Source organism: Paenibacillus sp. 11B (assembly GCF_030487755.1).
Taxonomy (GTDB): domain Bacteria; phylum Bacillota; class Bacilli; order Paenibacillales; family Paenibacillaceae; genus Paenibacillus; species Paenibacillus vandeheii.
Genome location: NZ_JAUKNS010000004.1, coordinates 703,381 through 716,986, shown reverse-complemented (window position 1 = coordinate 716,986; position 13,606 = coordinate 703,381). Strand labels below are relative to the sequence as shown.

The 13,606-nt window shown below is 49.8% G+C and carries 9 protein-coding genes and 1 pseudogene; 6 read left to right on the top strand and 4 right to left on the bottom strand.

Annotated features, from left to right (window positions below; translation table 11 throughout):
• Positions 1-157 precede the first annotated feature (157 nt).
• Positions 158-1,459 (top strand): annotated as a pseudogene (locus Q0V21_RS20190) (serpin family protein).
• 191 nt (positions 1,460-1,650) lie between these two features.
• Here the strand turns inward: Q0V21_RS20190 and Q0V21_RS20185 are convergent.
• A complete protein-coding gene (locus Q0V21_RS20185) occupies positions 1,651-2,250 on the bottom strand; it encodes a GNAT family N-acetyltransferase (protein WP_079347864.1) in 600 nt (199 codons plus the stop codon).
• An 87-nt stretch (positions 2,251-2,337) separates the two neighbouring features.
• A complete protein-coding gene (locus tag Q0V21_RS20180) occupies positions 2,338-2,961 on the bottom strand; it encodes a TetR/AcrR family transcriptional regulator (RefSeq protein WP_079347862.1) in 624 nt (207 codons plus the stop codon).
• Positions 2,962-3,142: 181 nt separating this feature from the next.
• Here Q0V21_RS20180 and Q0V21_RS20175 point away from each other — a divergent pair, with 181 nt between their 5' ends.
• Complete coding sequence (locus tag Q0V21_RS20175; protein ID WP_079347860.1) at positions 3,143-5,374, top strand: MMPL family transporter; 2,232 nt, start codon at positions 3,143-3,145, stop codon at positions 5,372-5,374.
• 272 nt (positions 5,375-5,646) lie between these two features.
• A complete protein-coding gene (locus tag Q0V21_RS20170; protein WP_024629901.1) occupies positions 5,647-6,600 on the top strand; it encodes a nucleoside hydrolase in 954 nt (317 codons plus the stop codon).
• 192 nt (positions 6,601-6,792) lie between these two features.
• Here the strand turns inward: Q0V21_RS20170 and Q0V21_RS20165 are convergent, their stop codons facing one another.
• Both Q0V21_RS20165 and Q0V21_RS20160 read right to left on the bottom strand, forming a co-directional pair.
• Complete coding sequence (locus tag Q0V21_RS20165) at positions 6,793-7,548, bottom strand: DUF3105 domain-containing protein (protein WP_301880324.1); 756 nt, start codon at positions 7,546-7,548, stop codon at positions 6,793-6,795.
• Between the two features lie 266 nt (positions 7,549-7,814).
• Positions 7,815-8,729 carry a hypothetical protein gene (locus Q0V21_RS20160; RefSeq protein WP_301880323.1) on the bottom strand — a complete coding sequence of 305 codons (915 nt, stop codon included), beginning with the start codon at positions 8,727-8,729 and terminating at the stop codon, positions 7,815-7,817.
• A 304-nt stretch (positions 8,730-9,033) separates the two neighbouring features.
• Between Q0V21_RS20160 and efeO the strand changes: the two genes are divergently transcribed.
• From efeO to Q0V21_RS20145, 3 genes are read left to right on the top strand one after another with little or no spacing between them, the layout of a single operon-like run.
• Positions 9,034-9,921: an iron uptake system protein EfeO gene (efeO, locus tag Q0V21_RS20155; RefSeq protein ID WP_301880322.1), complete on the top strand. Its 888-nt coding sequence runs from the start codon at positions 9,034-9,036 to the stop codon at positions 9,919-9,921.
• Between the two features lie 4 nt (positions 9,922-9,925).
• Positions 9,926-11,206 carry an iron uptake transporter deferrochelatase/peroxidase subunit gene (gene efeB, locus Q0V21_RS20150; RefSeq protein WP_301880321.1) on the top strand — a complete coding sequence of 427 codons (1,281 nt, stop codon included), beginning with the start codon at positions 9,926-9,928 and terminating at the stop codon, positions 11,204-11,206.
• 49 nt (positions 11,207-11,255) lie between these two features.
• Positions 11,256-13,154, top strand: coding sequence for an FTR1 family iron permease (locus tag Q0V21_RS20145; protein WP_301880320.1), 1,899 nt, complete (start codon positions 11,256-11,258; stop codon positions 13,152-13,154).
• The last annotated feature ends 452 nt before the right edge of the window (positions 13,155-13,606 follow it).

Below are 13,606 nucleotides of genomic sequence, written 5' to 3'. Positions count from 1 at the left end.
TTGAGTCGTTTTGAATGGTGTTTTCTACAGTAGAAATTGATGACCTTGGCATATGAATGTAAAGTAACCTTTTTTCTCAACCGTACGTCTAGTAAAAAAAGGAAATAAATATCGCTATGACAGGTATCTTGAGTATTACGGATGAGGGGGGATTACGATGCATACAAGGTTAGGAGCGCTACTGTTAGTATGTTGGATATGTGGGCTAATCATTACAAGCTGTTCGGCAAAGGAGGACCCGAATAAGATGCAATTCAATTCGGATCAGGAGCTATCCGAGTCAGAACGAAATGCTGCTCTGAAAGAGATCGAGCCCGAAAGAATCCAAGCGATGAACACCATGGGGCTGCACATCCTTCAACAGATGAGCGCAAAAGAGGAGGGTGACGGAAATAATCTGCTGATCTCCCCTTACAGCATTTCGGCGGCGATTGGCATGGCCTATAACGGTAGCGTAGGTGAGACTAGGCAAGAGATGGCGGAGGTGATGGGTTGGTCGGGGCTAGAAATGGAGCGAGTGAATGCTTCTCAGGCTGCTTTACAGCAGTTGTTGACCCATCCGGGTAATGGAATTGAGATTGGCATCGCCAACTCTATGTGGATGAAGGACGGAATTCCAGTAGAGGAAACGTACAAAACTACCATACAGCAAACTTATGAAGCTGAGCTCAGGACACTCAATGGACAACCAGCACAAGCAAAAGAAGAGATCAATCAATGGGTGAAGCAGCACACCGAAGGCATGATTTCAAACCTGATGCAGGAGCCGCCTGAAAAAGAATCTCTAATCTTTCTGGTGAATGCTATTGCATTTGATGGAAAGTGGATGGATGAGTTTGACCCGGAGTAAACGACGGACGACGAGTTCAAGCTGGTAAATGGAAAGGCACTATCTGTGCGGATGATGCATCAGAAGAAGCAGTTCCAATACTCGGAGAATAAGGACTGGCAGGCGGTTAGGCTGCCTTACGGAGAAGGGCAGATGCATCTGCTCGTTGTCTTGCCGCGAGAGGGACGTACGCTGGATCAGGTTCAGCAGCAGTTGCTGGAAGACCCGAAACGGCTTGATCGTGGCTCCGAATACAGCCTAGTTGATCTGTCCTTGCCGCGTTTTCGTGCGGAGTATGGCGTGAACCTGAGAGAAACGCTGCAACAGCTGGGTATGGAAATGGCCTTTGACCCTTATGCTGCTAATTTCACGGGAATGATTTCTCCCGGGCCGAACTTGCAGGCATACATTGGTCAGATACAACATCGCGCCGTGATGGAGGTTAACGAGCAAGGTACCGTAGCCGCTGCTTCAACAATGGTGGGAATGGCGGCTGGAAGTGCTCCGCCAACAGATCCGGTGAAGATGAATATGAATCGTCCATTTATGGTCGCTGTAGTAGATGAGGCTACAGATGCATGGGTATTTGCAGGATCTATTTACAACCCGGACCCGCTTGAGGAGAATTAAGCGCAGCCCGAAGCATTCCTTCCAAATCGTTCTTTGATAAGATGGATGGGACGGGGGCAGACAATATGAATGGGACTTGAATATAAAGACACCCGCCCGCCGAGCTTTGATGCAGGCGGGTCATCTTTTCTAACCGGGGATGGTTGTTGATCCGCGGTTTTTTCTTTTTGAACAGGTAAATGGACTAATCGTTAGCTCTCCGCTACCTGATTGCTAGCAATACTGACGTGCCGTTCCCGGAATTCATCCTCCAGTATGCTCATCTGAATGGCATCGTGATATTGATGATTGTAAAACAAGGCATCTCGCCGTACACCTTCGCGTTGAAATCCGAGCTTCTCATATGTACGAATCGCACGCGGATTGAAGGCATACACTTCAAGCTCGATTCGGTGCAGATTGCAGATACCGAAACCATAATCCAGCATAAGCAGAAGTGCCTCGCTTCCATAGCCTTTGCCTTGGTGCTCTGTGTTATCGATAGTGATCCGAATGTGCGCACTCCGATTTTTGGTATGCATGTCCATTAGGGCAATATCCCCGATGACCTGGTCATTTTCCTGCAAGGCAATTAGCAGCATTAGTCGCGAGTCATCTTGTGCTGCGTTTTCAATGTAACGTTCTACTTGAGGACGGGTGAAGCTGTTTTGTGTCCCGGTGAGTCTGCGCATCTCGGCGTCAAACAATCCGGGGAAATAGCCATCAACGTCTGTCGATTCAAAAGGACGCAGATAGATGCGCTTCGTTTCCATTAGACGTGGAATGCGTGGGGATGGTGTGGGTTGGGACATAGGTTATTCCTCCTGTGAGTACAAATTGCTGCCGAGACGCGAGACGATCGAGCGGATCGCCGCATTGGCAAAAGCCTGGAAAGATGTTTACACCTTGTGAGCGGCTCCGTCCAGAAATAAAGCGACCAGCTCACGTGCCAGATCGGCAATCGTTTCATGCATGTCGCGCACGCCTTCTCGATTTGCCAGCATCAGCAAGGACGTGAATGCGTGAGCAAGCAGCATGGGATTGGCAGAACGTAAATATCCGCTATCCATCTCCCGTTTGAAGTGGGTGGCGAGGACTTCATAGATGCGGACCTCGGCTTCCCGGATCTGGGCCAGCTGATCTGCATCCAGATACATATTGGCTTCACGCATCATGGTCTCGGTATCGACATGGGATTGCTGCATCCGTCCTTCCGCGACTTTCTCCAGCCTCTCTTGCAATGTACCGGGTGCATCCATACGAAGAGCTGTTTGCTGCATGCCCATGGCCATCATGCTGGTGATGGCGACGGTGAATAACTGTGGTTTGCTGGAAAAATGATAATAGATCGATGCCTTGGTCACACCGCATAGCGAGGCAATTTGCTGAAGGGAGACGGGTTCATATCCGTATTCCATAAATAACCGCGAGGCGGTCATCAAAATTTTTGACTGAGCTGATGCCTGATCGGCACCGGCTTTGGGTCTGCCCGGCGAGCGGGGAGGGTTCGTTTTATTGCTCATGGCTGCATACCTCTTCACTTATTCATGTTGGCTGTACTAAAAGTGTTCACAAAATTAGTATTTGCAATATTAACCTTCCGGTATATATAATTAAATCAATTATACTATGACCCGTGGTTCATTTCTATATTTATCACATAAAAACGGCTTCATAGAACCAGAGTAGGGAGATGAAGAGACAATGCAAGAAGGTTCGGGCTACGGCCGCTGGGTTGCCGGCAAACGAAGCAAATGGATTACACTGTTGGTATGGATCATCATCGCGGTTGTTCTTGGTGTGGTGTGGCCTGCAGTAGGTGAACGTGAAACGAATAACGCGCAGGATCTGAGTGATTCCAAGCCATCGGTGCAGGCGGCAGCAGTTGCCCAGAAAGAATTTCCCGGCGGCGAAGGCGTTCCTGCTCTCATCGTATGGCGTCAAGCCGGCGGGCTGACGGATGAACAGATCGAGAACATTCAAGCGTTAACCGAGCGACTGGATCAGGATCCGGTCGAGCAGCAGCAATCTGTGGTACCTCTATATCAGCTGCCGCCACAGGCTCTGAAAGGTCAGCTTTCGGAGGACGGAAGCACCTTGGTTATGCCGCTCTTTTTTAATAAGGAAGCTGATTCGTCACAGTTGAAGGAAGGCATTGAAGCACTGGAGCAGAAAACGAAAGATATTTTCGGTTCCAACCCATTTGACGTTGCCATCGATGATGCCAGCGCACTAAGTGCACGGGTCACGGGTCCGGTTGGGATATCGATTGATGCGAGCGGACTGTTCTCATCCGCGGATGTATCCTTGCTGATTGCAACCGTTGTGCTGGTACTTGTGCTGTTGCTGCTGATCTATCGTTCGCCAGTACTGGCGATTATCCCGATTATTGCAGTTGGGTTCGCCTATATGGTCACCAGTCCGATTCTCGGATTTATGGCGGATCAGGGCTGGATTACAGTGGACGCGCAGTCCATTTCTATTATGACTGTATTGTTATTCGGTGCAGGAACGGACTACTGCCTATTCATGATCTCCAGATTCCGTCAAATTCTCTATCATGAGCCGGATAAAAAGAAAGCACTCTTCCAGGCGATTACCGGATCGTCCGGTGCGATCGCCATGAGTGGATTTACAGTTGTAGCAGCGCTGCTGGTGCTGCTGTTCGCTGAATACGGTGCATATCACCGTTTTGCCGTACCATTCAGTTTATCCATCTTCATCATGTTTATTGCGAGCCTGACCCTGGTTCCGGCATTGCTGGCAATCTTCGGTCGGGGTTCCTTCTATCCGTTTGTACCGCGTACACACGACATGGAAGTGGAGCGTGCCAAGAAAAAAGGCAAACCGGCTCCTGCACCGCGCAAAATCAAGGAAAGCTGGATTGGACGTACGGTGGTAACCAAACCTTGGACAGTTCTTGCGATTACGCTGGTGTTGTTGGGTGGGCTGGCTGCTTTCTCTAGCCAAATCAAATTCACGTATGACTTGCTATCATCCTTCCCCGAGAATGTGTCTTCTCGCGAAGGCTTTAAGGTCATTGGGGAACAGTTCTCGGAAGGTGAATTGGCTCCTGCCAAAGTAATGATCGACACCGAGGGCAAAGAAACGGATCTGAAACAGCGTCTGGAGTCGCTGGATTATGTAAGCAAGGTAGGTGAAGCGCAGCAGGGTGCCGAGAATGCGAACATCACTGCTTACGATGTAGAGTTCAATCTCAATCCATACTCCATGGAAGCGATGCAGCATATCCCGGATCTGCGGGCAACGGCTGAACAGGCGTTAACAGATGCAGGGATTACAGGTGTGGACAGCCATGTCTGGATCGACGGTCAGACGGCTGAGCAGTATGATATCGAAGTCACCGGAGAGCGCGATGCAAGCATCATTATTCCAGTCGTAATTGGGATGATCACGTTGCTGCTCCTGTTATATTTGCGCTCGGTTGTAGCGACGGCGTATCTGATTGCCACAGTAGTCCTGTCCTACTTCTCCGCACTGGGTCTGGGTTGGCTCATTATTCACTATGGACTGGGAGCAGACGCCATTCAGGGAGCGATTCCGCTGTATTCCTTCGTATTCCTCGTGGCGCTGGGTGAGGACTACAACATCTTCATGATCTCAAGCATCTGGCAAAAACGCAAAACGATGCCCCTTCGCCAAGCGATCAAGGAAGGTGTGGGCGAAACCGGGTCTGTTATTACTTCCGCAGGTCTGATTCTTGCAGGTACGTTTGCCGTACTGGCAACACTGCCGATTCAGGTGCTGGTGCAATTCGGTATCATCACGGCTGCGGGTGTTTTGCTCGATACGTTCCTCGTTCGACCATTTATGGTGCCTGCAATTACAGCTTTACTGGGCAAATGGGCTTTCTGGCCAGGCAAATATGCGCCTGTAGCAGAGAAGGCCAAAGACAAACAAAATCAATCCATGTAATCAATGGATGGATTCAGACAAGGACAGTGAGGCCACAAGCCACTGTCCTTGTCTTTTTACCATTTTCAATAGTGTAGATGGGGCGGCAAGGTCTGAGATGGAATGGTTAAAATGTAAAATATCCGTAGAATCAGGCGTGTTTCCTGCTTTCTTTGTGTGTGGAAGGTTTACGTAGCCAAGGGTTATGGGACATAATAGTGGTAACGTCAGCTACAAGCAGACGGACGGGATGAACATCAATGGGACAACCAGGGGGAAGGATGAAAACAAGCATGACGAACCAACTTAATGTGTATTTTAACCATGACGGCGGCGTGGATGACCTCGTATCGCTGTTCATGCTTCTGCAAATGGACAATGTAAATGTAACCGGTGTATCGGTTATTCCGGCAGACGGATATCTGGAGCCAGCTACAGATGCCAGCCGTAAAATTATCGATCGCTTCGGCACATATTCCGTAGAGGTATCCAAATCCAACTCCAGAGGGAAAAATCCATTTCCTGCGGCGTGGAGATTGCACTCCTTCTATGTAGATGCACTTCCAGTACTGAATGAATCCGGCAAAATGGACGCTCCTCTGTCTGCTGTTCCGGCTCACCAGCATCTGATTGAGAAAGTGCGCAGCACCGAAGGCAAAACGCTGCTCCTGTTCACAGGACCGCTGACGGACCTCGCGCGTGCACTGGACGAAGCACCGGATATTGAAGAGAAAATCGACAAGCTTGTGTGGATGGGTGGCACGTTCGAAAGAGGGAACGTCGAAGAGCCTGAGCATGATGGTACAGCAGAATGGAACGTATTCTGGGACCCGGAAGCGGCTTACCGTGTATGGCAGAGCGGCATCCAGATTGATCTGGTTGCGCTGGAAAGTACGAATAAAGTACCTCTGACACCTGCTGTGCGTAACCGTTGGGCTGCAGAGCGTCGCTTCGAAGGCGTTGACTTCCTGGGCAACTGTTACGCAGGATGTCCGCCACTGGTGTACAGTGAAACGAATTCCACATACTACCTGTGGGATGTGCTGACTACAGCTTCGGTTGGGCGTGAGGACATCGTGAAGAAGAAAACGGTGAACTGTATCGTTATCCCGGATGGTCCAAGCCAAGGCCGTACAGTGGAACAAGCAGACGGACGTCCAGTACAGCTCGTGTATGATACTGATCCGGAAGCGTTCTTTACGTACATGACGGATTTGGGCAAAAAAGCTGCTCCGCAGCGCTACTAATTCAGGCAGCCGCGAGGCCAGCCTCCATTAAAGGTACAACATTAAAAAGCCGCAGGCAGTGTAGCCGGGATACCCGGTTTCCGCCATGCGGCTTTGTTGATGTTACCCTGGTGCCTATTAGCTCGCCCCGCTCTACAACGAGATGGCTGATTTCTCGTGTTCAAATGTTGAAGCAATCAGCGGAAGTGCTCGTTACATCGTTCCACCGCCCTGACGAATGGAAGCAGGAATCTTCTCAGGCCCCTGATTAATATATTTATTAATAAAAGTACCTACTTTGGCATCATCGAATTGGTCCAGCTTCATGGTTTTGGTCCATGCCGTCACAACGACCTCACTGCCCTCGGGGATGTCCTTGTTCGGTACAGCGAGGATACCTGATCCAGCTTTGCGGAACTTGGCAAGGTATTTCAGATGCTCTTTCAGCTCATCACTTGCATTCTCACGGTAATAAATGATGATATCCCCATGCTCCAGATTATGTACTAGGTAAGGATATCCGGGGAAATCGGTATAAAATCCAAACTTGATATCATGCGGGTTATGAGGTCCAGACGTCGGAATGGTCATCTCATATTGGATCGGTTCTTCCGTATGATCTGCCCCGTAGTATTTATCGTTGGTCACGTCGATCGCAGCACCAGCATTCAGATCTGCTACATCATACTTGGTAAGTGCGCCCTGCATGAAGAAAAGAACAAATGCAATGATCGACACCCCAAGCAGTGCATGTGCAGCCAGGCGGATGGAGCGGGTTTTCTTTTTAATCACAGCTCGTTCATTCTTCTTCATATGTGCCAGTGCAGACTTCTGGGTGCGTGAAGACCAGATATAAGCTGCAATGGAGAGCAATAGAACGACTGCACCGACGATAAGCCACAGGTAGGATGGGCCTGCTTCGTGCTCCATTTGCATATGATTCATATTCATATTCATATTCATATCCATATCGATTTTCTCTGCCTTTCTTAGTAAAATTGGATGAATAAAACACTACATAGTATAGTGTTGATGGCAATAGTAAAGGTAATAGTCCGTGTGAGTATGGAGTGTTTCTTGCCATCGATCCTTACGTAAAAAAGAACATACCTTTTACACTACACATTATAGTGTATAAAACACAACGAGTGCAATCTGCGACGGTGTAAACACAAAAAAAAGACCCTCCTTGGAAAAGCAGGGAGAGTCTTTGTAAAAGCTTTTTGAACTAGATACTACATACGACCGTATGGAGAAAACATCAGGCTAATCAATCCAATGATCGTACTGCCGAGCAAGCGAGAAAGCATATAAAACAAAACAACGTTGGCAATCAGCACGCTGTACATGCTGTCGATGGCTGCCTTGGTACGATTCAGCGGATACTGGAACAGCACCGCGTTAAGAGATACAAAGATAATTACATACGAAACAACAAGGAAGAAGATGGCGATGGAATACGAGATAACAATAAACAGGTTCGCCAGAACAAGCGACGCTATAGCAGGTACGAGTAATGTACCGAACTGGGCAACCAGTATTTTGGGACGAAACGTTATTTTTTCAATCTTCAATATGGCATAGATCAATGCGACAGCTACGACCAGAGAAATGGCGGTGAACAGCAACGGTCTGATAAACCCGCCAATGAACAATCCGTCCATTTCCATCCGGCTAAATGTGATCAAAACGTATGTAGAGGATAGAACTGCGATCAGAGCCATCGTAATCCAACCATTAAGTGAATGCTGTTCTCCAACGGTTTTCATGGTTTGATAAGGACGGGTGAGAACGCTAAGGAAATAGGATAGATACTGTTTGCTTACTTCTTTGGCTTGCTGAACTTTCTCATTTTGTACGATGTTGTTCCACTGATTGGTGTTGTTGTCTTCCGAAGACGTATGGCCGTCTGTGCTGGAAGAGTCAGATACGTGCTGTACAGGTCTGGGAGGAGAAGGGGTGCTGGATGAAACGGGAGTATGGGACGGTGTCGCCTGTGTGCTGGACCAACGGGTATATTCAGGTTCGGCAGCAGCAGAATGTTGATCCTGAGCGGTATTTGTATTAGGGGAGGAAGGGGTTAGATTAGAGCCGCACCTCTCGCAAAAACTGGCATTTCCATTTTCATGATTACATACTGGGCATTTCATGACATGAGCCTCCAATTTCATTAATTAAGATCATATAGACATTTTGTCTCATTTTAACGGTTGATGACGAAGTTTGTCTATGTTTCCAAAGGAAATAGTATCTTGTATTTTCCACATGAGTATGCGGCTAAACCGGTCCCTTATTTTCATATTGACATAAGTATACGCTGGAATTATGATGTCATTACCGAAATTGATAATCATTATCATAAAATGAACGTTAATCCAAGCTTTGTACTCATCGACATAATATGTGCTGTGTACGTATAGGCAAATCAGTTTAACCAATAAGGAGTGTATCGTGTTGAAAAAAATATTGGCATTGCCAGCTGTTGTGCTGGCAACTTCGGTTTTACTCGCCGCTTGCGGCAACAATGAAACAGCTTCGGAAGAAACACCTGTTGCTCAAAGCGGAAATCAAACGTCCACAGAAACTGCAGATGCAGCAGATCAGGAAGCGTCCGGGAACGATTATACAACCGCAGTGGATGGCTATCGCGCATTTGCAATCGAGCAGATTGATGAATTCGTGAAGCAAACGGAGAAGTTCACGGATGCAGTGAAAGCCGGTGATCTGGAGACTGCCAAATCATTATATGCACCAGCTCGTATGTATTATGAACGAATTGAACCGGTAGCCGAGGCGCTTGGGGATCTGGACCCGAATATCGATGCGCGTGACGGAGATGTGGAGGCAGCCGATTGGCGCGGATTCCACCGGATTGAGAAAGCACTTTGGGAAGACAAGACGACCGAAGGCATGACTGACTTTGCGGATAGCTTGTTGAGTGATGCGAAGCTGCTGCGTGCCAAAGTTGAGACGATGGACATTGATGCAAGCCTGATGGTAACGGGTGCGGTAGAACTGCTGAATGAGGTTTCCTCCAGCAAGGTAACAGGTGAAGAGGAACGTTATTCCCATACGGATCTGTATGATTTTGCGGCGAATGTAGAGGGAGCACGCGAGATTTATAACCTACTCAAGGATGATCTGGCTGCCAAGGACAAAGATCTGAATCAACAGATTGCGGACCGATTCGATGCGCTCGAGAAAGAGCTTGCTCCATTCAAGGATGGAGACGGGTATGTTTCCTATGAGAAGCTGAAGGATGAGGATGTGAAAAAACTGAGCCAGAACCTGGATGCATTGGCTGAGCCACTGTCGAACATGGGACAGGTACTGGGAGTGTAGAACGATGACTGAGCAGAAAAAGGATTCGCTGAAAAAGCCGTTGTCACGGCGTGAAATGCTGAAGCTGACCGGCGTGGCCGGGCTGGGTCTGCTCTTGGGTGGAGGCGGTGCCAGCGGTCTGATGGCGCTGGGCCGCAAAAGCAGTCCGGCGACATTGGATGTGGACATTAACACGCCGGACAAAGGACTGCCCTTCTATGGCAAGCACCAGGCGGGCATTATTACCCCGGCTCAGGATTTCATCTGCTTTGCCGCCTTTGATGTAACGGCGGGAAGTGCGGATGATCTTCGCCGCCTGTTCAAGAACTGGACGGCGGCTTCCGCTGCCATGGCCGCCGGAGAGATGATCGGCGAACATAATACAACGCTGAATACGCCGCCCACCGATACGGGTGAAGCGGCAGGCCTGACACCGTCACGAACTACGTTGACGTTTGGTGTGGGGCCCTCTTTGTTTGACGGGCGCTTCGGGCTGCAGGGCCGGAAGCCCAAGGGCCTGCGCGATCTCCCGGCATTCACCGGAGATGCGCTGGACCCGCAGTGGTGTGGTGGCGACCTGTGCGTACAAGTCTGCGCAGACGATATGCAGGTCGCCTTCCATGCCATCCGCAATCTCGCGCGCATCGCTCGCGGGCATGCGGTATTGCGCTGGACGCAGGAAGGCTTCCAGCGCACGGGCCGAGCTGACCCTGCGGGTGGAACACCGCGCAACTTGCTCGGCTTCAAGGATGGCACCGGCAATCCGGATACCACGGATGCGGTGCTGATGGACCAGACCGTCTGGGCGCAGCCGGCTGACGGTCCGGGGTGGATGGCCGACGGCAGCTATATGGCCGTCCGCCGGGTTCGCATGCGTGTGGAGGTGTGGGACCGCTCCACACTGAAAGATCAGGAGGCGACTTTTGGACGCCACCGGGACAGCGGAGCGCCGCTCGGCAGCCACGGCGAGTTCGATCCGGTAGATCTGAAGGCCAAATCCGCAGATGGACAGCCTGTCATTCCGGCAACGTCACATCTGCGTCTAGCGAAGGGTGATGGCAGCCAGCAGATTTTACGCCGCTCCTACTCGTATTCGAGTGGACTCGATGCCAAGACCGGACAGCTGGATGCAGGCTTGCTGTTCATTAGTTATCAACGGGATCTGGAGAAGCAGTTTATTCCGATTCAGGAACGACTGGCAAAGAACGATAAGCTGAACGAATATACCGTGCACACAGGTAGTGCTGTATTTGCCTGTTTCCCTGGGACTTCCAATGGGGGATATATTGGGGACACCTTAATTTAATAGAAGGTTAGATGGCAATGAACGGTTTCAGAGGAATGGGGAGGATGAAATGATGGGCAGGATCACAGATCGGAAGGCGCAAAAGCGGCAGTACAAAGGAGGGCTTATGCGTTCCTTGCTGATGCTGCTGGTGTTCCTGATGGTGGGGTCCGGGGTGATTCGTTTACTGGATGTCCCACACGCTTCTGCCGAGGGGTTGCAAAACCATGAGCTGTCTGTGCAAAAACAACTGGATGGTCTATTACCGCCTGTGGGCAGCGCCTTGGTTGAAGCGGGACAAGGCAAGCTGGCAGAAGCCACGGAGGACGTTGCCGAATTCCGGCAACTATGGGATAGTGCCAGCACGTTGGAGCCGGAGCAGAACGCAGATCAGGTTGACACGGCCGTAAGTAGTGTAGGCGATGCCTTGTCCAAAGCGGAACAGGCACTGTCTGGCAATGATTCTGATGCAGCCAAGAAAGCGCTGGCCGATCTGGCCCGTGCGACCAATCAGTATATTGAGGCGTTTCAGGGTGCGGAAGAGAGCAGTGGCGCAGGCCGTAAAGCAGCCGAAAAGCTATTGTCGAATGCACGTAAAAGCTTGAGTACAATGGAACAGGGTGACTGGACACAGGCAGAGCTTGCCTATAAACGGATCGTTACAGCCTGGAAAAGCACCGAAGCTCCGATCCGTCAGGATCATTTTGGTGTATACAGCCAGTTGGAGAAAGACATCAGCCTGGTTCGTATATCCATGCAGGCGGAGCCACGCAAGGAAGAGCAGGCAACAGAGCGTATGCAGGATCTGGTTACGTTGCTTACAGACTACAGTGCAGGGACGCTCAAGGAAGGGGAAGTTGAGGATGCGGCGGCATCGTCAGGTGCTTCTTCATTGTCCGACCTGCTGAAATTGTTGGAGCAAATCCAGCAGCAAATTCAGGCGGGGGACACCACTTCTGCTGCAACGGGGCTGGAGCAGTTCATTGTGGCCTGGCCTTTGGTTGAAGGTCAGGTACAGATATCATCTCCGGCCTCATATACGGCCATTGAGAATGAAATGGCGGAAGCATCCGGATACGTCGTCTCGAACCCGCCAAACACGGCGAAGGCAGCCGAGGTTGTATCCCGAATGATCAATCGTCTGGAGCCGTTAACGGCTAGCACCTCATATACGGCATGGGACGCAGCTTTGATCCTGCTTCGCGAGGGATTGGAGGCCATTCTGGTACTGGCTGCATTGTTAGCTTATGCCAAGAAGAGTGGAGAGTCTGCGGCCCGGCGCTGGATCTGGGCTGGAGCGGGTAGTGGTCTGCTGCTCAGCGCGGCGCTGGCCATTGTACTGTCGCTGACCCTGGCTGTGGCATCTTCGGGCAGCACACGGGAGATGATTGAGGGGTATACAGGGCTTGCAGCGGTTGTACTGATGTTGTCGGTTGGACAATGGATGCATAGCAAATCGAATACCCGCTCCTGGAATAGCTATGTACAGCGACAGGTAGGCGGTGCACTGGCCCGGGGTAGTCTGTGGTCACTCTTCGCTGTGGCGGGTCTCGCCATATTGCGTGAAGGTGCGGAGACAGCAATCTTTTATATCGGTATGGCGCCTGCAATTGAGACCTCGCAGATGTTAATCGGTATGGGGGCAGCGTTGCTCATCCTGATTATATTGGCTGTGGCGATCATTCAGTTCAGTGTACGTCTGCCTGTACGTTGGTTCTTCCTGACCGCTACGCTGCTGATTTATTATCTGGTCTTTCGATTCCTTGGTGAGAGCATTCATTCTCTTCAAGTCTCGGCAACGCTCGGTGCACATGTCGCTCCGAGTCTGCCGACGATTGGCTGGCTTGGCATGTATCCGACATGGGAGACATTCATCCCACAATTCGTTGTGCTGATTTTGATGATCTTCAACCTGATTCGTACGGAGGTACGTTCAGCTAGAGTGGTAACTTCAAAAATCTCCCATTGAGGTAAAGGTGCTAATGAACCGACCGCGCTTTAAACGGCGAATGATCATGGAATGCAAAATGTAAAGGAGTTCAGTGACGTTATTCTGGTGCAGACGTGCGAGAGGGTCTACAATCTAAGGAAATAGCATCGTTATGATTCTTTAAACCCCAGATCAGTGGGCATTCGTCGTAATAATGTTATATCGGATCGTTAGGACTGACGCTAACTAACACAAGTAACACATACTACGCAAAAAAAGGGGAACCTCGTCATGTTATGACTTATTGAGTTCCCTTTTTTGTATTGAATGCAAACCTGATACATAATTGTTTAGAATAGAAGTTGAACTTCAGAGGCATAATTTCAAACATATTATTGTTTAAATGCATATGTAATCCTTTATTATTAATGAATGATTTTGTGTTCAATGTTCGCTTTTATGTGTTATTTTCATGTTAACTATATCTTTTG

What these genes read in the sequence shown, in the direction of transcription:
- Q0V21_RS20175 (WP_079347860.1), top strand. Translation starts at nt 3,143, where the DNA reads ATGCAAGAAGGTTCGGGCTACGGCCGCTGGGTTGCCGGCAAACGAAGC.
- Q0V21_RS20160 (WP_301880323.1), bottom strand. Translation starts at nt 8,729, where the DNA reads ATGAAATGCCCAGTATGTAATCATGAAAATGGAAATGCCAGTTTTTGC.
- Q0V21_RS20165 (WP_301880324.1), bottom strand. Translation starts at nt 7,548, where the DNA reads ATGGATATGAATATGAATATGAATATGAATCATATGCAAATGGAGCAC.
- Q0V21_RS20145 (WP_301880320.1), top strand. Translation starts at nt 11,256, where the DNA reads ATGATGGGCAGGATCACAGATCGGAAGGCGCAAAAGCGGCAGTACAAA.
- Q0V21_RS20185 (WP_079347864.1), bottom strand. Translation starts at nt 2,250, where the DNA reads ATGTCCCAACCCACACCATCCCCACGCATTCCACGTCTAATGGAAACG.
- Q0V21_RS20180 (WP_079347862.1), bottom strand. Translation starts at nt 2,961, where the DNA reads ATGAGCAATAAAACGAACCCTCCCCGCTCGCCGGGCAGACCCAAAGCC.
- Q0V21_RS20170 (WP_024629901.1), top strand. Translation starts at nt 5,647, where the DNA reads ATGACGAACCAACTTAATGTGTATTTTAACCATGACGGCGGCGTGGAT.
- efeB (WP_301880321.1), top strand. Translation starts at nt 9,926, where the DNA reads ATGACTGAGCAGAAAAAGGATTCGCTGAAAAAGCCGTTGTCACGGCGT.